Genomic DNA, 20,660 nt, shown 5'->3' with positions numbered 1-20,660 from the left:
AAAGGAGGTGATCCAGCCGCACCTTCCGATACGGCTACCTTGTTACGACTTCACCCCAGTCACGAATCCTACCGTGGTAAGCGCCCTCCTTGCGGTTAGGCTACCTACTTCTGGTAAAACCCGCTCCCATGGTGTGACGGGCGGTGTGTACAAGACCCGGGAACGTATTCACCGCGACATGCTGATCCGCGATTACTAGCGATTCCAACTTCATGTAGTCGAGTTGCAGACTACAATCCGGACTACGATACACTTTCTGGGATTAGCTCCCCCTCGCGGGTTGGCAGCCCTCTGTATGTACCATTGTATGACGTGTGAAGCCCTACCCATAAGGGCCATGAGGACTTGACGTCATCCCCACCTTCCTCCGGTTTGTCACCGGCAGTCTCATTAGAGTGCCCTTTCGTAGCAACTAATGACAAGGGTTGCGCTCGTTGCGGGACTTAACCCAACATCTCACGACACGAGCTGACGACAGCCATGCAGCACCTGTGTGATGGCTCCCTTTCGGGCACTCCTCAATCTCTCAAGGATTCCATCCATGTCAAGGGTAGGTAAGGTTTTTCGCGTTGCATCGAATTAATCCACATCATCCACCGCTTGTGCGGGTCCCCGTCAATTCCTTTGAGTTTTAATCTTGCGACCGTACTCCCCAGGCGGTCAACTTCACGCGTTAGCTGCGTTACCAAGGAAATTAATCCCCGACAACTAGTTGACATCGTTTAGGGCGTGGACTACCAGGGTATCTAATCCTGTTTGCTCCCCACGCTTTCGTGCATGAGCGTCAGTGTTATCCCAGGGGGCTGCCTTCGCCATCGGTATTCCTCCACATATCTACGCATTTCACTGCTACACGTGGAATTCTACCCCCCTCTGACACACTCTAGCCGTGCAGTCACAAAGGCAGTTCCCAGGTTAAGCCCGGGGATTTCACCTCTGTCTTGCACAACCGCCTGCGCACGCTTTACGCCCAGTAATTCCGATTAACGCTTGCACCCTACGTATTACCGCGGCTGCTGGCACGTAGTTAGCCGGTGCTTATTCTTCCGGTACCGTCATCCCTTCCGGATATTAGCCAGAAGGATTTCTTCCCGAACAAAAGTGCTTTACAACCCGAAGGCCTTCTTCACACACGCGGCATTGCTGGATCAGGGTTGCCCCCATTGTCCAAAATTCCCCACTGCTGCCTCCCGTAGGAGTCTGGGCCGTGTCTCAGTCCCAGTGTGGCTGGTCGTCCTCTCAGACCAGCTACTGATCGTCGCCTTGGTAGGCTTTTACCCCACCAACTAGCTAATCAGATATCGGCCGCTCTAAGAGCATGAGGTCTTGCGATCCCCCACTTTCACCCGTAGGTCGTATGCGGTATTAGCTAGTCTTTCGACTAGTTATCCCCCACTCTAAGGCACGTTCCGATATGTTACTCACCCGTTCGCCACTCGCCGCCAGGCCGAAGCCCGCGCTGCCGTTCGACTTGCATGTGTAAGGCATGCCGCCAGCGTTCAATCTGAGCCAGGATCAAACTCTTCAGTTCAATTCCTGTTTTGTGCCGTTTTACCGGCAGGTTCCTAAGAACCGTCGCTCACTCAAAATACTGACTAGGTCCGTTCTTGCGAACTTACCTGTATTTCTTGCGAGCACTTGATATGCTTTGAGCTTCGGCAGCTTCCGCCACCGCCGCACGCCCACCAAGCGCCCACACTTATCGGCTGTTACTTGTTAAAGAACTTGTCCTGCCGTCGCCGCTTTCGAATCGTTTTGTTCGCTGCGTTGCGCGACGGGAGGCGAACTATAGCAAGCCAAAATCCAGTGCGCAAGGGTTTTTCTAAAGATTTTTATTTTCGTTACGCGCAGGCGCAGCAATCGATAACATTTCGTCATTATTCGACCTCCGCCGGATCACAACAGAATGGCAAACGCGGCTGCGTGACCAAGACGCTCATCACTTCCAATCTGTCGCACCGCAAGCTGTAGGTGGAAACGAATGCCTTCGCCACATGCATCCTGTTCGAGGGCGGCGAGCAGGAAAGAATTTCAGGTTTTGAACTGGACTTTCCTTGAAGCCCCTTGGCACTACGAATGGGGCACATCAGGATGAACTACGCGAGGCTGTCCGGCTAGCAAAAAAGGTGCGGCCATTGCGATTCTCACCGCTTCTGTTCTGCAATCGCTTAGGCGAATACTATTACGACGAGGAAAGCGGCCGCGCTGGTGGGTGGGACTCAATCTCGCGCGGCTTTATGAGCCTGGTGCTAAGTGAAACCAAGGTGCAAGAGCGTTTCACCGAGCACGACCTCTGGGCCAAATGCGCACGCGATGCAGCAACGCTGGAACACGCCCGTGCCCTGCTCTCCCATGCCGAGAGCCGCCTGACCGACAGGGTTTATCGTCGCAAGCCAGAACTTGTGAAGCCGTTACGTTACGACTTTGCCCTCCCTTGAATATGGGATAGGCGGGGGCTGCGTGAACGCTGTTTAATCTTGCTATACAGCACATGCAAGAAAATCATTATCTAATGAATAAAAATTCCGTAATTGCCGCTGCCATTAACCTGACTCTCACTATCAGCTCAGCTATGGTCTTTGCGCAGCAGCTCCCAGCTCCGTCTCGGACTGTTTTTAAGTGCACAGTTAATGGTGCCACGGTATATTCGGATGCTCCGTGCAAGGGAGCAGAGAGAATCGACGTAGAGCCAGCCCGCGGTGCCAACTCCTATTCTGGACGCCAATTAACTGGGAAAGACGTTCGTCATGAGCAGAATCGTGAAGCTTTTGCGGAGGCGATTCGCCCAATCACTGGGATGAATGCAAAGCAATTTGATATATTCGGACGTCGCACGAGACTAAGGCCTGAGGCGCAGCACGAATGCAAGAGACTAGATACCAACATTCCGTCTCTTGAACGAGAGGAAGCAATGGCCACAGCAGAAACACGCTCAACTATCCAAGCTCGCCTTCTTTATTTGAGGCAACAATTCCGCGAGTTGGGTTGCTAGTCAAATCGAATCGAATAGCGCAACTGCAATCTATAGCGCAAATAAAAAGGCCTCCACTCGGGAGGCCTTGGTGCTACTTGGCGGAGAGGGGGGATTCGAACCCCCGATAGGCTATTAACCTATACACGCTTTCCAGGCGTGCGACTTAAACCACTCATCCACCTCTCCTGGATTCGGGTTCGCCTTAGCGAAGCCGCAAATTATAACAAAACTCCCCCGATTTATTGCAACTTTTCATCGGCAATGCCAAAAATTTCCTTAAATAAAGAAGCCGGCGCAGTTTGTGGCCGCGCCGGCTCTTCTTGTCTCCCCCGGTGAGCAGGCTTGGTTATTGCGCCTGCTTCAACTGCTCCAGGATAGCGGGATTTTCAAGCGTCGATACGTCTTGGGTGATCTGCTCGCCCTTGGCCAGCACGCGCAGCAGGCGGCGCATGATCTTGCCAGAGCGGGTTTTCGGCAGATTGTCGCCGAAGCGGATTTCCTTGGGCTTGGCGATCGGGCCGATTTCCTTCGCGACCCAGTCACGCAACTCCTTGGCGATCTGCTTAGCTTCCTCGCCGGTCGGACGGGCGCGCTTCAGGACCACGAAGGCGCAGATCGATTCGCCGGTGGTTTCGTCCGGCTTGCCGACCACGGCGGCCTCGGCCACGAGCGGGTTGGCAACCAGCGCGGATTCGATTTCCATCGTGCCCATGCGGTGGCCGGAGACGTTGAGCACGTCGTCGATGCGGCCGGTGATGGTGAAGTAACCGGTCTGCTCATTGCGCACCGCGCCGTCGCCCGCCAGGTAGATCTTGCCGCCCAACTCTTCCGGGAAGTAGCTCTTCTTGAAACGCTCCGGGTCGCCCCAGATGGTGCGGATCATCGACGGCCACGGACGTTTCACGACCAGGATGCCGCCCTGCCCCCACGGCAAATCGTGGCCGGTTTCATCCACCACCGCTGCCATGATGCCCGGCAGTGGCAGCGTGCACGAACCCGGCACCATCGGCGTCGCGCCCGGCAGCGGGGTGATCATGTGGCCGCCGGTTTCGGTCTGCCAGAAGGTGTCGGCGATCGGGCACTTTTCGTTGCCGACATTCTTGTAGTACCACATCCAGGCTTCCGGATTGATCGGCTCGCCCACCGAGCCCAAGAGGCGCAGCGACGACAGGTCGTACTTCTTCGGATGCACGTCGGCGTCCGCTTCGGAAGCCTTGATCAGCGAACGGATCGCGGTCGGCGCAGTGTAGAAAATGGTGGTCTTGTGCTTCTGGATCATGTCCCAGAAACGGCCGGCGTTCGGATAGGTCGGCACGCCTTCGAACACGATCTGGGTCGCGCCCACGGCCAGCGGGCCGTAGGTGATGTAGGTGTGGCCGGTGACCCAGCCGATGTCGGCGGTGCACCAGAACACGTCGGTCGGTTTGATGTCGAAGGTCCACTTCATCGTCAGCATAGCCCACAGCAGGTAGCCGCCGGAAGCGTGCTGCACGCCCTTGGGCTTGCCGGTGGAGCCGGAGGTGTAGAGGATGAACAGCGGATGTTCGGCATCGACCCATTCCGGCTCGCAGGTGGCGGCCTTGCCGGCGACGACATCGTGCATCCACAGGTCACGGCCTTCGACCAGCTTGATGTTGGCGCCGGTGCGCTGGTAGATCACGACGTTCTTGAGGTGCTCGCAGCCGCCCATGCCGATCGCCTCGTCGACGATGGCTTTCAGCGGAAGCTGCTTGCCGCCGCGTACCTGCTCGTCAGCGGTGATCACCGCGACAGCGCCGGCGTCGATGATGCGTTCCTGCAGCGATTTGGCGGAGAAGCCGCCGAACACTACCGAGTGGGTGGCACCGATACGTGCGCAGGCCTGCATTGCGACAATGCCTTCGACCGACATCGGCATATAGATCACGACGCGGTCGCCCTTCTTGATGCCGAGCGACTTCAAGCCGTTGGCGAACTGGCACACCTTGTCGTGCAATTCCTTGTAGGTCACGCGGGTGACCTGGCCGCCGTCCGCCTCGAAGATGATCGCCGTCTTGCCGGCATTGCCGTTGGCGAGATTGCGGTCGAGGCAGTTGTAGGAGACGTTCAACTGACCGTCTTCAAACCACTTGTAGAACGGCGCTTCCGACTCGTTCAGCGTCTTGGTGAACGGCTTGTGCCACTGGATGTTGTCGCGCGCAAGCTGCGCCCAGAATCCCTCGTAGTCGCGCTCAGCTGCAGCGCACATCGCCTTGTACCCTTCCATGCCGGAGATGTTCGCATTCTTCACGAACTCCGCCGGCGGCTCGAATACGCGATTTTCTTGTTTTAGAGTTTCGATGTCAGACATGGTTATCTCCCGGTTCGAATTAGATGATGCAAAGTTAAACAGGTACTCTTACTGGCGCCTTACATGCCTTTCATGCAAGCGTGGCACGGCGAAAAATTCGGGCGCAAGAATGCGTAATCAGCGGCAAGATCAGGCGTACGATGCGGCATTGCAAGTCTTTGCCAGACGATCGGTTATAGACGCTCGCAGCCTGATGCTGTTGAGATATCTCAGTGCGGTTGTCGATGTTACATCGCGAGAAACCAGGCAGCGAATTAGCAGGGAAGTGTAAAATGCGAGAGTTTCATTTCCTCCCTGAAATTCAATTCAGCATGAGTAACAGCGATAACATTACTCCCCGCGACAACAGCCTCACCAGACCGATCCGGCCGCTGCCCAACTTCATCTTCATGAGCCGCTGGCTGCAGTTGCCGCTGTATCTCGGCCTGATCCTGGCGCAGTGCGTCTACGTCTATCACTTCTGGGTCGAACTGTCGGACCTGATTGGCGCGGCCATAGGCAACCAGGGCGCGCTGCAGCACATCCTCGACGCCGTCGCGGTGGAAGGCGCAGTCAAGCCGGCCAAGCTGAACGAAACCACGATCATGCTGGTGGTGCTGGGCCTGATCGATGTGGTAATGATTTCCAACCTGCTCATCATGGTCATCGTCGGCGGCTACGAAACCTTCGTGTCTCGCATGAACCTGGAGCAGCATCCCGACCAGCCGGAATGGCTGTCGCACGTGAATGCGTCGGTGCTGAAGGTCAAGCTCGCCACCGCGATCATCGGCATCTCGTCGATCCATCTGCTCAAGACCTTCATCAATGCCAGCGCGTATGACGTGAAAACCATCCTCGCGCAGACCGGCATCCATTTCGTGTTCCTGCTCTCGGCGATGGCAATCGCCATGTGCGACCGCCTGATGGCCGTTCCCGATCAACACTCCCAGCAATCCCACTAACCCTTCAGCAAACATCATGACCATCATCAAGCAAGAAGACCTGATCGAATCGATCGCCGCTGCGCTGCAGTACATCAGCTACTACCACCCGGTGGACTACATCCAGCATCTGGCGCGCGCTTATGAAGTGGAACAGAGCCCGGCGGCCAAGGATGCGATCGCACAGATCCTGACCAACTCGCGCATGTGCGCCGAAGGCAAGCGCCCGATCTGCCAAGACACTGGTATCGTCAACGTATTCCTGAAGATCGGCATGGACGTGCGCTTCGAGGGCTTCAAGGGTTCGATCGAGGATGCAGTCAACGAAGGCGTGCGCCGCGGCTACAACAACCCGGACAACGTGCTGCGCGCATCGGTCGTCGCCGATCCGCAGTTCGAACGCAAGAACACCAGGGACAACACGCCTGCCGTGATCCACATGGAGCTGGTGCCGGGCAATAAGGTTGATGTGCAGGTCGCGGCCAAGGGCGGCGGCTCGGAAAACAAGACGAAGTTCGTGATGCTGAACCCGTCCGACTCGCTGATCGACTGGGTGCTGAAGACGGTACCGACGATGGGCGCCGGCTGGTGCCCGCCGGGCATGCTGGGCATCGGCATCGGCGGCACCGCAGAGAAGGCCATGCTGATGGCCAAGCAGTCGCTGATGGAAGATATCGACATGTACGAACTGAAGAAGCGCGGCCCGCAGAACAAGCTGGAAGAACTGCGCATTGAACTGTGCGATCGCGTCAACGCGCTCGGTATCGGCGCGCAAGGCCTGGGCGGCCTGACTACGGTGCTGGACGTAAAGATCAACATGTATCCGACGCACGCTGCTTCCAAGCCGGTGGCGATGATCCCGAACTGCGCGGCGACCCGCCATGGCCACTTCGTGCTCGACGGTTCCGGTCCTGCGTACATCGAACCGCCGTCACTGTCTGACTGGCCGAACGTGAGCTGGGCGCCGGACACCGAGAAGTCCAAGCGCATCAATCTCGATACCCTGACCAGGGAAGAAGTCGCATCGTGGAAGCCGGGCCAGACGTTGCTGTTGAACGGCAAGATGCTGACCGGCCGCGACGCCGCGCACAAGCGCATCCAGGACATGCTGGCCAAGGGCGAATCTCTGCCGGTCGACTTCACCAACCGCGTGATCTACTACGTCGGCCCGGTCGATCCGGTGCGAGACGAAGTGGTGGGTCCGGCAGGCCCGACGACGGCCACCCGCATGGACAAGTTCACCGACATGATGCTGGAGAAGACCGGCCTGATCTCGATGATCGGCAAGGCCGAGCGCGGCCCGGTCGCGATCGAGTCGATCAAGAAGCACAAGTCGGCCTACCTGATGGCCGTGGGCGGCTCCGCTTACCTGGTGTCGAAGGCGATCAAGAGCGCGAAGGTCGTGGGCTTTGCCGACCTGGGCATGGAAGCGATCTACGAGTTCGAGGTCAAGGACATGCCGGTGACGGTGGCGGTCGACGCCAACGGCATCTCGGTGCACAACACCGCGCCGAAGGAGTGGCAGGAGCGCATCGCCGCGGGCAAGCTGATTTCCGTGACGCCCGCCTGAGCGGCTGAAAAATGAGAAAAGGGCACGCAACAGCGTGCCCTTTCTTTTTTATTTACCCCACCGCATGCGGGTCGCGGCCCGGGGTGTCTCCTCTACTCTCCCGCAACTCGCTCCGTCAATTCATCAGGGTCAACAGCACAAACCCGCACAGCAAGGCCCACATCATCGCGCCAAAGGCAAACACTTCGCAGCTCAGCAATTGCGCGTCCATCGGGTCGCGCATCTTCAGCACGTAATAGCAGCCGCGGTACAGCACGCTGGCGGCAATCCCCAGGCCAAGCACAATCACTGCGATCATCGGCCACATCCGCGGAATCGCCAGCCCCAGGCTGGACAGCCACATCGGCACGGCGGTAATCGCGGCCAGCTGGTATGTAGCCCCGAAGTCGGTGCAAATGTGGCGCGTGGAGGCAACCTGCTTGATCACCATGCCCATCAGCGGCACCGTGATCAACTCCGCCGCGAAAAATACCTGCGCCAGTTCCAGCCAGTGAGACAGGTCCGCGTCGATCATGTACGCCTGCGCGTGATGGGCGCCCGCATACATCAGCATGGCCGGCGGCAGCAGCGATAGCGGCAGCACCAGCAGGAAGAACGTCTTCATTACCGAGGGATGCACGGCGCCGACCTCGTCCCAACCTTCCTGGAACGAGAATGGCATTTTCGCGTATTTGAGCAGGCTCATTTGATCTTCTCCTTGTCCACCGATTGGTCACTACACAGCCGTCACACGGCCGCCCGGACGTCGGCTCCGGCGGCAATTTATATCACTCTATGATACAAATTGAAAAAAGTCCATATCGTGCTGCGTGCCCATCATCTCAAGCCGGAGCGATTATCTCCGCCAAAGAACGCCACAAATTGCCTTGCAAGGCCGCGCGATCGTATATCATCGCGTTCTGAGTCCATTCAGAGTCCCCCCTACACCTGATGCCCAGCGCCGCCCCCACCGATTCGCTTTCAAAAATGGATTACGAAGCCCTGGCGGATTTCCGTTACCGCCTGCGGCGCTTTCTGCGATTTAGCGAGGAAGTCACGCAAGCGGCCGGGATCACGCCGCTGCAATACCTGCTGCTATTGCAGATCAAGGGATATCCAGGCCGGGAATGGGCAACCATCGCCGAACTGGCCGAACGCCTGCAGGCGCACCATCACGGCGTCGTTTCGCTGACCTCGCGCTGCGAAAAGGCCGGCCTGGTGGCGCGCCGTCCAGGCCGGGACGACAAACGCTGCGTCGAGGTGTATCTGCTGCCCAAGGGCGCAGCGCTGCTGCGCGAACTGGCGCTGCTGCACCGCGACCAGGTGCAGGAGCTGCAGCATGTGCTGGCGGCGCCGTACGGAGGCCGGGCCTCGCATTCCGATTTTTTCGTGGGATAACAGCGCGGCATGGTCGCAATCCAGTCAGATTCCTATCAAGGCGCCGATGCGCCGGTCGGCGTTTTCGATTCCGGCATCGGCGGACTGTCGGTGCTCAAGTACATCCGCGCCTGCCTGCCGTGCGAGCAGCTGCTTTACTTTGCCGACTCCGGCTATGCGCCCTACGGCGGCAGGAGCGAGAGCGAAATCGTCGCGCGTTCGCTGGCGATCGCCGAATTCCTGATGCAGTACCGGATGAAGGCGCTGGTGGTTGCCTGCAATACCGCTACCGCCGCCGCCATCAAGGCGCTGCGCGAGCGCTACCCCGCCCTGCCGGTGGTCGGCGTCGAGCCGGGCCTGAAACCGGCCGCCGCGCTCTCGAAGAGCGGCACGGTCGGCGTGCTGGCGACCGAGCGCACGCTGGCGAGCGCCAAGTTCAACCTGCTGCGCGAACAAATTTCGGCCGCCACCAATGTCCGCTTCCTGCTCCAAGCCTGCAAAGGCCTGGCGGACCAGGTCGAAAAAGGCGAACTGCATTCCGCCGCGACGGCCACACTGCTGCAGCGCTATGTCGCGCCGCTGCTCGAACAAGGCGCGGATACGCTGGTACTGGGCTGCACCCACTATCCGTTCGTGCGGCCGCTGATCGAGGAAATCGTCGGCCGCGCAACATCCCGGCCCGTCACGATCGTCGATACCGGCGAACCGGTGGCGCGGCAACTGGCACGGCTGCTGGCGAACCGCAGGTTGCTGCGACCGGAAGGCAATGGGACGGTGCAGGGATTTACCACCGGCAGCGAAACTGCGCTGTCCAGCGCATTTTCCAAGCTGCTCGACCTGCATCCGCCGGTGGTCAAGGTGGATGCTTCGACCTGATTTTGCGGGATTTGCCAGTTTGCAGCGAAGTTTGTATAATTACGGGCTCGCTTGGCATTTAGCCGGGCGATGTCTCTCAATGGTGGCCGTAGCTCAGTTGGTAGAGTCCAGGATTGTGATTCCTGTCGTCGTGGGTTCGAGTCCCATCGGCCACCCCAAGTATTCTTTTTCCTTGTAACTACAAGGACTTAAGATCAGTCGGGCACTGATCGGTGTAGCACTAAGTGAAGCACTTGGTGTAGCACTTCCAAATTGTTCGCAAGCTCCTACATGGAGCTTGACGGATGCAAAACACCTACCAGAACAGGCACGGCACTTTCTATATTCGCCTGTTCGTCCCCAAAATTCTTCATCCTCATGTTACCCGGACCAAGTTCGTCCAAAGCCTTCGGACAAAGGACCGAAAACTGGCATACTTACGGTCGTTGCAAATAAGCATTGACTTTGAGAGTTGGGTTGCCGATATGACAAAGAAATTGGGCGGGGATGGGTTCCGAGAATTGACAGTTACCCTGCCCGATGGGGTCAAGATTGATTTTGATTTGAGCCTTGCAGAAGAACGGTCCGCCTATGAAGACACCATTGAAAAAATCGGCGTCTTCAAACAGCCTGCCATTGCTTTACGGGATGTTTCCACCGATGGGGCAAGGTATCGGCTTACTGACCTTTTTCACTCGTATAAGGTCGCCAAAGAAAAGACCTTTGCCGAGGCTACTCGTGCTGCCTATTTTCCCCGTATTGAAAAGTTTATCGAATATCACCAAGCCAAAGGCATCATCTTCATTGATGAAATCCGTAAACCTCAGGCAAGCGATTACCGAGAAGTAGTTATTCAATCTCAGGACAGCCCGCTTACGGTGGACAACTACACCAAGACCTTGAAGGGCTTTTTTGATTATTCTATTGATGCTGGCAAATATCCCTTTGAAAATCCATTTGCCAACATGCACTTGGTCAAAAAATCAGAACGGGAAAAGCATACTGATTCATGGCTTCCCTATTCAAATGAAGAAATACAGCTTCTATTTGTTAAAGAATTTGAAGCCTATGTGAAACGTTTTGATAAGCCTGATTTGTTTTTTGCCCCTATTATCAGCCTCACAACGGGGATGCGAGTTGACGAAATTGCTCAACTTCAAGTGAGCGATGTCTATCAAGTCAACGGAACTTGGGTCTTTGATATTAATGACAATGGCGATGATAAAGAGGTTAAAACACCGGCCTCAATCCGAAAAATGCCATTGTGCACAGGTGTTTTGATGACAAATTTCCTTGAATACCATTCGCTAGTAAAAAGGAAATATGGGGAAACTGCTCTGCTCTTTCCTTACCTGACAAAAACTGCCTCTAATGGCTATGCAAAAAATATCGGCTACAACTGGACCCAATACAAGAAAAAATTGATCGTGGTCGATCAGTCTCAGAAAAACTTCCATAGCCTGCGAAAAACCATCGGCGCTAGGATGGTAGATATGGAATATGACCTACCTTTGCGAAAGCGAATTCTAGGTCATAGCATGAGTGGCGATATTACCCAAACTGTTTACGGCAAAAAGTATGAGTTGGAATATATTCGCTCTTGCTTAGACAAAATTAATTGGGAAATTAGCTTCATCAAATTCCAGTTTCAATTTAAGAATGATCGGGTGTTGGATGGCCTAGTGAATAAGAAAGCGATCAACGAACGACGGAAGACGATAAAAGCAGGAAGCCAGAAATAAAAAGAATGATCCAAATCTTTCTGGCATCAGTTAGAAAATAATTTCAAGGGGGAATGTTGATGTTTAATATATTTCGCAAAAAGTCACAATTAGAAAAACTTATTGATGCAGACGGCATTGAGCATGCTACCGGCCGATTTGCGGAGATTATTGCAAGGAAGCTGACAAGCCGAGAGATTGCTTATCAGTTCATCTTGCAAGAGCTTGACGGGGCTAGCAGGGGAAATGACGCCTCACAGCAGTTCGCAGAGAGCAGTGGTTTTCTTCCAGAAGAATATCGAAACGCTTTGGAGAACTCAATTCCAGAGGTTGATGGTCCCGACGGGCCACAGCAACAACTGCTTGCCCTATCCCTTGAACTCTTACCTAATCAAGAGTTAGTAGCAAAGTTTAGGTGCATGGTTGATGACAAAATCATGCGGATGTTCAAGCTTGGACGATATGCTCAAAAAGAAGACAGGATTATTAATTTATTGAGCACATTGAAAGATATTCTTATAAGCGATAAGGATGTAATTCCCGCCTTTACTCCCAATGTGCCAGTACCTGTCGGCGCCCAAGTACGGCATATTCATAATCGCCAAAAGAATATAGCTTCTGCCAAAGAGTTGATTTCAATATTGTCACAAATGACACGCGATGATAGCGAAACCATTATCAAAAAAGCGCTGTCTCTTGATGAAACAAAAGCAACTGGATCGAATTCAGAAGCCAGTTTGGAACAAAAATATGCAGAAATTGCAGAAGCAATTGTCTCGGCTATCAATCAAGGTGGCGTTGCAATGGTAGATCAGCAAGGAGCTACTAGCATAGTCAAAGAAACTCTTGAAAGGATGTCAGAACGGGAAATATTAGGATGCAAAACTTCAGTTGCATCCTTGTTCTCAATGGCACACCTAGCTGACTCTGCCTTTAAAGACAATGACAATGTATTGGCAAAATATATATCTATGCGATGCAAGCCCATTGGACAAAAAATAATGCAAACACCGAACGATCAATATAGTGATCTAGAATTCACTATGGTTGATAGTGCTTTCGACATTATGAAGAAAATTGACGGGTATGCGTGACGAAACTTTGAGGACGAGTTTTTAAGGCTCGGCCTCAAATTTGTTTTCGTTGTTGGGAAAATCCAAAAAGGGAAATCCCTTTTTGGCCTGCGGTAACCTAAGGAGCGTAGCGGTAGGTTGCCATAGTAGGTGATGATGACCTAAAAGGTCTCATTGACTCCGTCAAAATTTCCGGTATCGTAAATTGGAAGGAGCCCACAACAACAAGAACAAAGGCCATGTATGCAATTCTACGAACCAGAAAACTCAAGAGCAAATCTCATCTAACACGAGCATGTGAGCACAATCTGCGATTGCGACAGCAAAATAATATCAATGCTGATCGCAGTCACATTGATGTGCCCCCATTCGTAGTGCCAGGGGCCTTCTAGCAAAGTCCAATTAAAAACATCAAATTCTTTCCTGCTCGCCGGCCTTTGGCAGCCGGTTTGTCCGGCAGCTTGCAGCAAATTCGGCTGGTGTCTGGTAGTTCAATGCGCTATGCGGCCGATGCTCATTGTAATCGCGCCGCCATGCCGCGATTCGAATGCGCGCTTCCGCCAGGCTGGTGAACCAGTGGTCGTTCAGGCATTCATCTCTGAAGCGACCATTGAAACTCTCGATGTAGGCGTTCTGCGTTGGCTTGCCCGGCTCAATCAGCTTGAGTTGCACGCCATTCTGATACGCCCACTGATCCAATGCCTTGCCGGTGAACTCCTGATGTGCCCCCATTCGTAGTGCCAGGGGCCTTCTAGCAAAGTCCAATTAAAAACATCAAATTCTTTCCTGCTCGCCGGCCTTTGGCAGCCGGTTTGTCCGGCAGCTTGCAGCAAATTCGGCTGGTGTCTGGTAGTTCAATGCGCTATGCGGCCGATGCTCATTGTAATCGCGCCGCCATGCCGCGATTCGAATGCGCGCTTCCGCCAGGCTGGTGAACCAGTGGTCGTTCAGGCATTCATCTCTGAAGCGACCATTGAAACTCTCGATGTAGGCGTTCTGCGTTGGCTTGCCCGGCTCAATCAGCTTGAGTTGCACGCCATTCTGATACGCCCACTGATCCAATGCCTTGCCGGTGAACTCCGGACCCTGATCCGTTCGGATTGCTGATGGCAAACCACGGAACTGCGCTGCTCGCTCCAGCACGCGAACGACGTAGTGACCGGAAATGCCATGCTCAGCCACCAAGTCGACCGACTCCTTGGTGAAGTCGTCCACGATGGTCAACACCTTGATCCTGCGGCCATTGGCCAGCGCATCGCTGACGAAATCCATAGACCATACTTCATTGGGCCGGCTTGGCAGTACCAGTTGCTCCCGTTCGACTGCTACACCATGCCGCTTGCGCCGGCGCTTTACCGCCAGGCCAGCGCCCTGATAAAGACGAAAGATCCGTTTGTGATTTGCCTCGATGCCTTCACGTCGTAACAGCGCATGCAGGCGACGATAGCCAAAGCGGCGGCGTTCGCCGGCCAGTTCAACCATGCGAGCCTGCAATTGCTCGTTCTCGGGTTGTGCCTTGCCCTGGTAGTGCAAGACAGTGCGTGACAGCCCCACAAGCAGACAGGCGCGGCGCTCGGAAATCGTAGTCTTCTCCCGCATCGCTGCGACCATCTCACGCTTGGCCTGTGGGTTCAGTGCTTTCGGCCTAACGCCACTTTCAGAGCTTCTGCATCCAGCATTGATTCGGCCAACAGTTTCTTGAGCTGGGCATTCTCTGCTTCCAGGTCCCGCAGCCGCTTCGCATCCGGCACCGTCATGCCGCCGAATTTGGCGCGCCAGGTGTAAAACGATGCATCGCTAAAGCCATGCTGTCGACACAGCTCTTTGACCGATACGCCGGCATCTGCCTGCTTCAGAAATCCAATAATCTGCTCGTCGGTAAACCGCTTCTTCACGTTCATTCTCCCTTTCGAAAACGAACTTTACTAGATCCCGATTGGCACTCTTTATTGGGGGCACATCACAAAGATTCAAGCGAAAAGCCCGGCTCCATGGCCGGGCTTTTTGTTTTTGCACATGCAGCACGGGGCATCGGCCCTTCACGCCCTTCGCGTGGATCGGCTGGCAGAAAAGTTTTTCCAGGAAACGAATGCGCAAATGATCGACCCAACGGACTCCGTCACCCGCTTCATTCCCCATCCTGTCCGCTTGGACTTCGTGTCGGCAACGCGCACCTACAGCATCGCGCTGGACCGGGACTTGTTCGATCAATGGACGGTGACACGCTCCTGGGCGCGCAAGGAGAACAATCTCCGGGGAAAGAGAATCACGCATGTCGACTCTTTCGAAGCCGGCATGGCGATGGTCCAGGCAATCGCCAGGGTACGTGAAAAGCGCGGCTATCAGCCGGCATAAACAAAAGAGCCCTCGACGGCTTGCGCCGGAGGGCTCAAAACAACCTAGGGAACTACACCCTGTCAACGGCACCGCCGGCGCGATCTTTAGCGCCTGCGAAAAATATTCCTTCGCCTCAGAACTCGCCGGATGAGACATGCGCCATCGCGAAGCGCCTGGCTTCATCGAGGGCGGCCTGCTCCGACTCGAACGCCTCGTCTTCCGCGATCCGCTGCTTCGGGAAAATCACCGCGCCCACATCCTGGTCCTCGGAGCAATCCCGGATCTCAAGATACGGAATCCACCTGCCGTCGCCGGCATGGCGGACGGCCGACAAGTCAAACTCGAAATTGGAAAAGCGTTCTTTACTCATGGCGTTTTCCTGAAATCCTGCAAGAAACCTCTTCCCTCATTTTCGGCGCCCGGCAGGCGGCAGGCGAGATCGAACACGTTGGCATTGAGTTATCTCAATCTCGCTCAGGCCGTCCGGCCCACACTTGGTGCATTCTGGCCAACGGAGGAAGGCATGTACGAAAAAATGGACATTGGCGAGATCTGCAACCGCGAAGTGGTCTTTGCGACCGAAGACATGAGCGTGAAGGAAGCTGCCGAACTGATGCGCGACAAGCACGTCGGCAGCCTGGTCGTGATCCGGGAAGCCGATCTCGGCCGCATCGTCACGGGCATGGTGACGGACCGCGACATCGCCATTGTCGCGGTGGCGCGCGACTTCGATCCGCAAAGCCTGCGCGTCGGCGACATCATGAGCGGCCAGGTCATCACGGCCCGCGCCGATGCGTCGCTGAACGACGTGCTGCATCTGATGCGCCAGGGCGGCGTGCGGCGCGTGCCGGTGACAACGGAAAACGGTGTGCTGATCGGCATCGCGACGCTCGACGACTTACTGGAAGTCCTCGCGGAAGAAATGCAAGGCTTCGTTCAGGCCATTACCAGCGCGCAGCGGCGCGAAACGCGAGAGCGCGGATAGGCGTCGCTTGCATCAATCGTTTTCCTCGACGAGCCTGCGCAAATCGGTTTCGATTTCGCGCAGCAGGGCTGGAATTGCCGCCAGCACCGCTTGGCTGATCTCTTGATCCGCGGCCGGCGCCCCGATTTCGATGCCGTAAATCGTCAGCGTCCGGGGCAGCATGCCGAGCGTGCGCGCCAGCGCCAGGCTTTCCGCCACGCCCAGGCCGTGGCTCGATACATTCCCAAGCCCGTCGGGCAGCTCGCCGTCCTCGATCCTGCGCACCGCGCCGGGAGGCGCGCCACTTTTCATGCCGTCGATCAGAAAAACCGCCCGTGCGCCCGACATCATCGGCAGCAAGTCGGTCACCGGGTGGCTGCAGCGGCACGCCGTTGCCATGCCGGCGGGGAAGCTGGCCAGCATGCCGCTACGCTCGATCGCCTCGACGGCATGCCAGCCGACGCGGTCGTCGCCAAACGGCGAGCCGATGCCGATCAGCCGTATCGGGCTCATGCGCGGCGCACGTCCAGTTTCAGAAAATGCGTCGCGCATGAAATGCACGGGTCGTAGTTGCGGATCACCTGCTCTCCCAGGCGCCGCAATGCATCGTCGCTGTGCTCCAGCCCGAAGGCTTGCAGCGACAGCCGCAAGTCCTGCTCGATGCGTGCCTGGTTCTGGCTGGTGGGCGGCACGATGCGGGAGGTCCGGATGCTGCCGTCGTCATTCGTTTCGTAGCGATGCCACAGCAGCCCGCGCGGCGCTTCGGTGCAGCCGAAGCCGACGCCGGCGCGCGGCACGACCTCGGCATACGGGCTTTCCGGCAGCGCATAACCATCAAGCAGGCGCAGCGCCTCCCACAGCGCGTCATAGACTTCCGCCGCGCGCGCGACGATGCCGTGATACGGGTTGTGGCTGGGGAAACGCACCGGTGCGGCGCGCAATGCATCCGCCACGGGTGGCGACAGCCTGTCGTGGTTCAGGTTGACGCGCGCCAGCGGCCCGACCAGATAAGGCTGCCCCTGCAGCAGGCTGTGCAGTGCTGTGGAATGCGGGATATGCCGCTCCAAGAAAAACCTGTCGTATTCGCCGGCGCCGATATCCAGCCCGCGGTCGGACACGATGCGCCCTTCGTTCATTGGATATTCCGACGCATGGCGCAGCGCGACGCAGGCGAACTGCTGGTCGCCGCCCTGCATCGGCAAGCCGGCGGTCCATGCCAGCAGCGCTTCGGCTTGCGGCAGTGCCGCGCGGATGCGCTCGCGCAGCGCCGTGACCGTCTCCATGTCCGGCGCCTTGTGAAATCCGCCCACGCGCACGCCCACCGGATGCACCGAGCGCGCACCAAGCATGCGGATCAGATCGTTGCCCAGCGCCTGCAGCGCCAGGCCGCGCCGCACTTCGTCCGGGTAGTCGCGCGCCATCTCGATAACGCTGCCGTAACCGAGGAAATCGGGCGCCGCCAATAGATGAATGTGCAGGCAATGGCTTTCTATCCATTCGCCGCAATACATCACGCGCCGCATCGCCCGCACCCACGGCCCGGGATCGACGCCGAAGATGCTTTCCAGCGCATGCACCGCGCTCATCTGGTAGGCGACCGGGCAGATGCCGCAGATGCGCGCCACCATGTCCGGCACTTCGTGATAGGCGCGCCCCTCCAGGAATTTTTCGAAGAAACGCGGCGGCTCGAAGATGCGCAGCCTGAGGTCGGCGATGCTGCCGTCCCGTATGTCGATCTCCAGCGCGCCCTCGCCCTCCACCCGCGCCAGTACCGGCACCCGGATGCTCACCTCGCGCCTGTCACTCATCCGTCTTCTCCTTTGCCGCCAGGCCGGCCTGGCGGAATTGCGGAGCGCCGTTGTTGATGAACAGGTAGCGCCGCGCGATTTCTTCGCGCACCAGGCCAATGCCTTCCAGGCGGCGCGACAGCGATGCCGTGTTGAGGTTTTCCGCCGGCCCGTAGCAGCCGTAGCAGTCGCGCCCGAACGACGGGCACAGCGCGCCGCAACCGGTGCGCGTGACCGGCCCCATGCAGGGGATGCCGTGCGCGACCATCACGCACACGGCCTGCCGGCGCTTGCATTCGAGACAGACCTTGTCCTCCTCCTCGGGCGGCATGAAACCGGACAGCAGCGCGCGCAGCGCCCCCAGCACCTGGCGAGCGTTGACCGGGCAGCCCCACAACTCCAGGTCCACCCTCACGTGATCGGAAATCGGCGTGGAAGTCGCCAGCGAGTCGATGTATTCGGGGCTGGCGTAGATGCCTTCCACCCAAGCCTTGGTATCGGCCATGCCGCGCAATGCCTGCACGCCGCCGGCGGTGGCGCAGGCGCCGATCGTCACCAGATGCGTGCAGTTGGCGCGCACCTGGCGGATACGCTGCTCGTCATGGGAAGTGGAGATGCTGCCCTCGACGAAGGCGACATCGACATGCTCGTCGAATGCGAGCGGGCCGGCCTCGGCGAAATGCACGATCTCCACCAGATCGGCCAGCCGCACCAGGGTTTCGCCGAGGTTGAGAAAGGCCAGCTGGCAGCCGTCGCAGGACGCGAACTTGTGTACGGCAACGCGCGCTTTCGCTTGCATCAGAATCCCCTCGTGTCGAACAACGGCCTGACCTCGGGATAGGAGAACACCGGCCCCTGCCGGCAGACGAACGCGCCGCCGTACTGGCAATGGCCGCAATGGCCGACCGCGCACTGCATGTTGCGCTCCATGTTGACATGGATGCGCTCCGGCGCGATGCCGCGCCCGAGCAGATTGTTCACGGCGGCGCGCATCATGCCTTCCGGGCCGCACATCATCGCCACAGTGCGCTCGGGCACGATGCGAGCGTCGTCGAACACCTCGGTGACGAGACCGACATGCCAGGGCCAGAGAGGGCCGCCGTGGTCGGCCGCCAGCAGCACCTGGGTGTCGGGCAGCGTGGCCCAATACGCGTAGCGATCGCGCCACAGCAAATCCTCGGCATGCTTGACGCCCTGGATGATGGTCAGCCGGCCGAACGCGGCACGACGCGCCAGCACGTAGTTGATGACCGAAACCACCGGCGCGCAGCCCAGGCCACCGGTGACGATCAGCACATCGTAGCCATGAGCCTGCTGCAGCGGCCAGCCGCGCCCATAGGGGCCGCGCAAGCCGATGCGCTCGCCGGGCCGCAATCCGGCCATGGCGCGCGTGACGCGTCCCACCACGCGGATGGCGTGCCCGAGTACGGCAGGCTCTCCCGGATCGGACACGATCGAGATCGGCACTTCGCCCGCGCCGTACAGGTAGAGCATGTTGAACTGGCCGGGTTCAAAACGGTAGTCGTTGCGCGCAGCCTCGTCGGTCAGCCGCAGGCGCAGCGTGAATACGGTCTTCGACTCCTGCACCCGCTCGACGATTTGCGCCTCCAGCGGCAGGTAGGGATTCATGGCTTGCCTCCGCAGATGGCCGCCGCTTCCTCGGTAATGTCGATGCCGACCGGGCACCAGGCGATGCAGCGGCCGCAGCCGACGCAGCCGCTGCGCCCGAACTGGTCGTGCCAGCTGCCGAGCTTATGCGTCAGCCACTGACGGTAGCGGGTGCGGGTATCGGGGCGCACGGTGAGTCCGTGGATATAACTGTGGCCCTTGGTGAAGCACGAATCCCATTCGCGCACATGCTCCGACTGCGCGCCGTCGATCTGCTGCCAATCGCGCTCGCCGTGGCAGAAACAGGTCGGGCAGACCGAAGTGCAATTGCCGCAGGAAAGGCAACGGTCGGCGACATCGTTCCACCTTGCGTGTTCCAGGTTCGCGAACAGCGCATCGCGCAAATTGCGGCCGGGCAGGCTGCGCGTCATGCGCTGCTGTGCCTGCCGCGACTGCTGCTGCGCCGCGTCGGTCTGCCCGCGCGCCGCCGGCGCCAGCCGTATCGCGCCGACGATCGTTCTTGCGCGCTCGCTCCCGCATTCCAGCACGAAGCCGTCATCGAGCTCGTCGAGCGCCAGGTCGAACCCGCCGCCGGCGCGCGGGCCGTCGCCGGTCGACGCGCAAAAGCAGGTTGCAGCCGGATGGCTGCAGTTTACGGCGACCAGGAACAGGCCCTCTCGGCGCTGCGCGTAATATGGATCGACATAGGCGCCGTGCGCCTGCTGCAGAAAATGCCGGTCGAGGATGGCGAGAGCGGCAAGGTCGCAGGAGCGCACGCCGAACACCGCCAGCGGCTTTTCCCGCGGCAGCGCCTCGTCGAACGCGAGGCTGCCGTCGGGGCGGCGTGTTGCCCGCCACAACACCTCGCGCGGCGCGAACAGCAGCGGCTTCAATGCCTGCGGCCCGTTGGCCCACGCGAACTGTCGCACGCCTCCGCCCGCATGAAGGCGGTAGCGGCCCGGCTCCTGCTCGTCCTGCAGGCCGGCCGGCAGCTGCGCCGCGGAATGCAGGGTGTCGAACACGATCGCGCCATCCTTGGGTGTCGGCCCGACGCAGCGATAGCCGGCTCCATGCAGCGCATCGATCAGATCCTGCAGGCGCGCGCGCGGCAAAAACAGCGGAGTCGCATGCGTCGTTTGCGGCGAGTCTTTGTGCATGGCGATTTC

Annotated in this window: 18 protein-coding genes, 2 tRNA genes, 1 rRNA gene and 1 pseudogene; 10 read left to right on the top strand and 12 right to left on the bottom strand. The window is 58.0% G+C overall.

Translation table 11 applies throughout. From position 1 onward, the window contains the following. Positions 1-1,531, bottom strand: a 16S ribosomal RNA gene (locus FAY22_RS03575). A 523-nt stretch (positions 1,532-2,054) separates the two neighbouring features. On the opposite strand from FAY22_RS03575, the gene FAY22_RS03570 reads away from it, so the two are divergent. Next, a complete protein-coding gene (locus tag FAY22_RS03570) occupies positions 2,055-2,438 on the top strand; it encodes a hypothetical protein (RefSeq protein ID WP_146328951.1) in 384 nt (127 codons plus the stop codon). A 632-nt stretch (positions 2,439-3,070) separates the two neighbouring features. On the opposite strand, the gene FAY22_RS03565 is transcribed toward FAY22_RS03570, so the two are convergent. After that, positions 3,071-3,160, bottom strand: a tRNA-Ser gene (locus tag FAY22_RS03565). Positions 3,161-3,320: 160 nt separating this feature from the next. Continuing rightward, positions 3,321-5,303, bottom strand: coding sequence for an acetate--CoA ligase (gene acs / locus FAY22_RS03560; RefSeq protein WP_146328950.1), 1,983 nt, complete (start codon positions 5,301-5,303; stop codon positions 3,321-3,323). Between the two features lie 311 nt (positions 5,304-5,614). Between acs and FAY22_RS03555 the strand changes: the two genes are divergently transcribed. Continuing rightward, positions 5,615-6,244: a YqhA family protein gene (locus FAY22_RS03555; RefSeq protein WP_146328949.1), complete on the top strand. Its 630-nt coding sequence runs from the start codon at positions 5,615-5,617 to the stop codon at positions 6,242-6,244. A gap of 16 nt (positions 6,245-6,260) precedes the next feature. Further along, positions 6,261-7,793, top strand: a complete 1,533-nt coding sequence (locus FAY22_RS03550; RefSeq protein ID WP_146328948.1) for a fumarate hydratase — start codon at positions 6,261-6,263, stop codon at positions 7,791-7,793. Positions 7,794-7,908: 115 nt separating this feature from the next. Here the strand turns inward: FAY22_RS03550 and FAY22_RS03545 are convergent, their stop codons facing one another. Further along, on the bottom strand, positions 7,909-8,478 hold the full coding sequence (locus FAY22_RS03545) for a YIP1 family protein (RefSeq protein ID WP_146328947.1): 570 nt from the start codon (positions 8,476-8,478) through the stop codon (positions 7,909-7,911). Positions 8,479-8,759: 281 nt separating this feature from the next. Here FAY22_RS03545 and FAY22_RS03540 point away from each other — a divergent pair, with 281 nt between their 5' ends. The 5 genes from FAY22_RS03540 (at position 8,760) to FAY22_RS03520 (ending at position 12,819) form a co-directional block, all read left to right on the top strand. After that, positions 8,760-9,170 (top strand): MarR family transcriptional regulator, encoded by a 411-nt coding sequence (locus tag FAY22_RS03540; protein ID WP_371417346.1) that lies wholly within the window; start codon positions 8,760-8,762, stop codon positions 9,168-9,170. Positions 9,171-9,179: 9 nt separating this feature from the next. Then, positions 9,180-10,025 (top strand): glutamate racemase, encoded by an 846-nt coding sequence (murI, locus tag FAY22_RS03535; protein ID WP_146328945.1) that lies wholly within the window; start codon positions 9,180-9,182, stop codon positions 10,023-10,025. An 82-nt stretch (positions 10,026-10,107) separates the two neighbouring features. Then, positions 10,108-10,183 (top strand) — tRNA-His (locus FAY22_RS03530). 126 nt (positions 10,184-10,309) lie between these two features. Beyond that, on the top strand, positions 10,310-11,746 hold the full coding sequence (locus tag FAY22_RS03525) for a tyrosine-type recombinase/integrase (protein ID WP_146328944.1): 1,437 nt from the start codon (positions 10,310-10,312) through the stop codon (positions 11,744-11,746). A gap of 59 nt (positions 11,747-11,805) precedes the next feature. Next, entirely contained in the window at positions 11,806-12,819 is a 1,014-nt protein-coding gene (locus tag FAY22_RS03520; protein WP_146328943.1) for a hypothetical protein, read from the top strand. A gap of 390 nt (positions 12,820-13,209) precedes the next feature. On the opposite strand, the pseudogene FAY22_RS03515 reads toward FAY22_RS03520, so the two are convergent. Further along, positions 13,210-13,557: pseudogene (locus FAY22_RS03515) on the bottom strand (transposase); the annotation flags it as partial. Positions 13,558-13,572: 15 nt separating this feature from the next. Beyond that, positions 13,573-14,693, bottom strand: a protein-coding gene (locus FAY22_RS03510) for an IS3 family transposase (RefSeq protein WP_146333116.1) whose coding sequence is annotated in 2 segments (ribosomal slippage) — positions 13,573-14,450 and positions 14,450-14,693 — 1,122 coding nt in all. Because the reading frame shifts where the segments join, the coding sequence is not laid out codon by codon here. A gap of 202 nt (positions 14,694-14,895) precedes the next feature. Between FAY22_RS03510 and FAY22_RS03505 the strand changes: the two genes are divergently transcribed. Beyond that, positions 14,896-15,153, top strand: a complete 258-nt coding sequence (locus FAY22_RS03505) for a WGR domain-containing protein (protein ID WP_146328942.1) — start codon at positions 14,896-14,898, stop codon at positions 15,151-15,153. Positions 15,154-15,268: 115 nt separating this feature from the next. On the opposite strand, the gene FAY22_RS03500 is transcribed toward FAY22_RS03505, so the two are convergent. Then, a complete protein-coding gene (locus tag FAY22_RS03500) occupies positions 15,269-15,505 on the bottom strand; it encodes a hypothetical protein (RefSeq protein WP_146328941.1) in 237 nt (78 codons plus the stop codon). Between the two features lie 153 nt (positions 15,506-15,658). Between FAY22_RS03500 and FAY22_RS03495 the strand changes: the two genes are divergently transcribed. Further along, positions 15,659-16,120: a CBS domain-containing protein gene (locus FAY22_RS03495; protein ID WP_146328940.1), complete on the top strand. Its 462-nt coding sequence runs from the start codon at positions 15,659-15,661 to the stop codon at positions 16,118-16,120. 12 nt (positions 16,121-16,132) lie between these two features. Here FAY22_RS03495 and FAY22_RS03490 read toward each other — a convergent pair whose 3' ends face one another. The 5 genes from FAY22_RS03490 to FAY22_RS03470 are packed head-to-tail and all read right to left on the bottom strand — an operon-like array spanning position 16,133 to position 20,651. Further along, entirely contained in the window at positions 16,133-16,612 is a 480-nt protein-coding gene (locus tag FAY22_RS03490; RefSeq protein WP_168204756.1) for a hydrogenase maturation protease, read from the bottom strand. Next, positions 16,609-17,907 (bottom strand): Ni/Fe hydrogenase subunit alpha, encoded by a 1,299-nt coding sequence (locus FAY22_RS03485; protein ID WP_146328938.1) that lies wholly within the window; start codon positions 17,905-17,907, stop codon positions 16,609-16,611. The genes FAY22_RS03490 and FAY22_RS03485 overlap by 4 nt, the downstream gene beginning before the upstream one ends. Beyond that, positions 17,900-18,685, bottom strand: a complete 786-nt coding sequence (locus tag FAY22_RS03480) for a sulfhydrogenase subunit delta (RefSeq protein WP_146328937.1) — start codon at positions 18,683-18,685, stop codon at positions 17,900-17,902. The genes FAY22_RS03485 and FAY22_RS03480 overlap by 8 nt, the downstream gene beginning before the upstream one ends. Next, positions 18,685-19,515: an FAD/NAD(P)-binding protein gene (locus FAY22_RS03475; protein ID WP_146328936.1), complete on the bottom strand. Its 831-nt coding sequence runs from the start codon at positions 19,513-19,515 to the stop codon at positions 18,685-18,687. Before FAY22_RS03475 ends, FAY22_RS03480 begins: the two co-directional genes overlap by 1 nt. After that, positions 19,512-20,651 carry a 4Fe-4S dicluster domain-containing protein gene (locus tag FAY22_RS03470; protein ID WP_146328935.1) on the bottom strand — a complete coding sequence of 380 codons (1,140 nt, stop codon included), beginning with the start codon at positions 20,649-20,651 and terminating at the stop codon, positions 19,512-19,514. The genes FAY22_RS03475 and FAY22_RS03470 overlap by 4 nt, the downstream gene beginning before the upstream one ends. Positions 20,652-20,660: the final 9 nt, after the last annotated feature.

Origin of the sequence: Noviherbaspirillum sp. UKPF54 (genome assembly GCF_007874125.1) — a bacterium.
Lineage (GTDB): Bacteria > Pseudomonadota > Gammaproteobacteria > Burkholderiales > Burkholderiaceae_D > Noviherbaspirillum.
Note: the sequence above shows the minus strand (reverse complement) of the source record. Positions and strands in the feature narration are given on the sequence as shown.

Excerpts from the sequence above, each read along its gene's own strand:
- acs (WP_146328950.1), bottom strand. The coding sequence starts at position 5,303 with ATGTCTGACATCGAAACTCTAAAACAAGAAAATCGCGTATTCGAGCCG.
- FAY22_RS03555 (WP_146328949.1), top strand. The coding sequence starts at position 5,615 with ATGAGTAACAGCGATAACATTACTCCCCGCGACAACAGCCTCACCAGA.
- FAY22_RS03550 (WP_146328948.1), top strand. The coding sequence starts at position 6,261 with ATGACCATCATCAAGCAAGAAGACCTGATCGAATCGATCGCCGCTGCG.
- FAY22_RS03545 (WP_146328947.1), bottom strand. The coding sequence starts at position 8,478 with ATGAGCCTGCTCAAATACGCGAAAATGCCATTCTCGTTCCAGGAAGGT.
- FAY22_RS03540 (WP_371417346.1), top strand. The coding sequence starts at position 8,760 with ATGGATTACGAAGCCCTGGCGGATTTCCGTTACCGCCTGCGGCGCTTT.
- murI (WP_146328945.1), top strand. The coding sequence starts at position 9,180 with ATGGTCGCAATCCAGTCAGATTCCTATCAAGGCGCCGATGCGCCGGTC.
- FAY22_RS03525 (WP_146328944.1), top strand. The coding sequence starts at position 10,310 with ATGCAAAACACCTACCAGAACAGGCACGGCACTTTCTATATTCGCCTG.
- FAY22_RS03520 (WP_146328943.1), top strand. The coding sequence starts at position 11,806 with ATGTTTAATATATTTCGCAAAAAGTCACAATTAGAAAAACTTATTGAT.
- FAY22_RS03505 (WP_146328942.1), top strand. The coding sequence starts at position 14,896 with ATGATCGACCCAACGGACTCCGTCACCCGCTTCATTCCCCATCCTGTC.
- FAY22_RS03500 (WP_146328941.1), bottom strand. The coding sequence starts at position 15,505 with ATGAGTAAAGAACGCTTTTCCAATTTCGAGTTTGACTTGTCGGCCGTC.
- FAY22_RS03495 (WP_146328940.1), top strand. The coding sequence starts at position 15,659 with ATGTACGAAAAAATGGACATTGGCGAGATCTGCAACCGCGAAGTGGTC.
- FAY22_RS03490 (WP_168204756.1), bottom strand. The coding sequence starts at position 16,612 with ATGAGCCCGATACGGCTGATCGGCATCGGCTCGCCGTTTGGCGACGAC.
- FAY22_RS03485 (WP_146328938.1), bottom strand. The coding sequence starts at position 17,907 with ATGAGTGACAGGCGCGAGGTGAGCATCCGGGTGCCGGTACTGGCGCGG.
- FAY22_RS03480 (WP_146328937.1), bottom strand. The coding sequence starts at position 18,685 with ATGCAAGCGAAAGCGCGCGTTGCCGTACACAAGTTCGCGTCCTGCGAC.
- FAY22_RS03475 (WP_146328936.1), bottom strand. The coding sequence starts at position 19,515 with ATGAATCCCTACCTGCCGCTGGAGGCGCAAATCGTCGAGCGGGTGCAG.
- FAY22_RS03470 (WP_146328935.1), bottom strand. The coding sequence starts at position 20,651 with ATGCACAAAGACTCGCCGCAAACGACGCATGCGACTCCGCTGTTTTTG.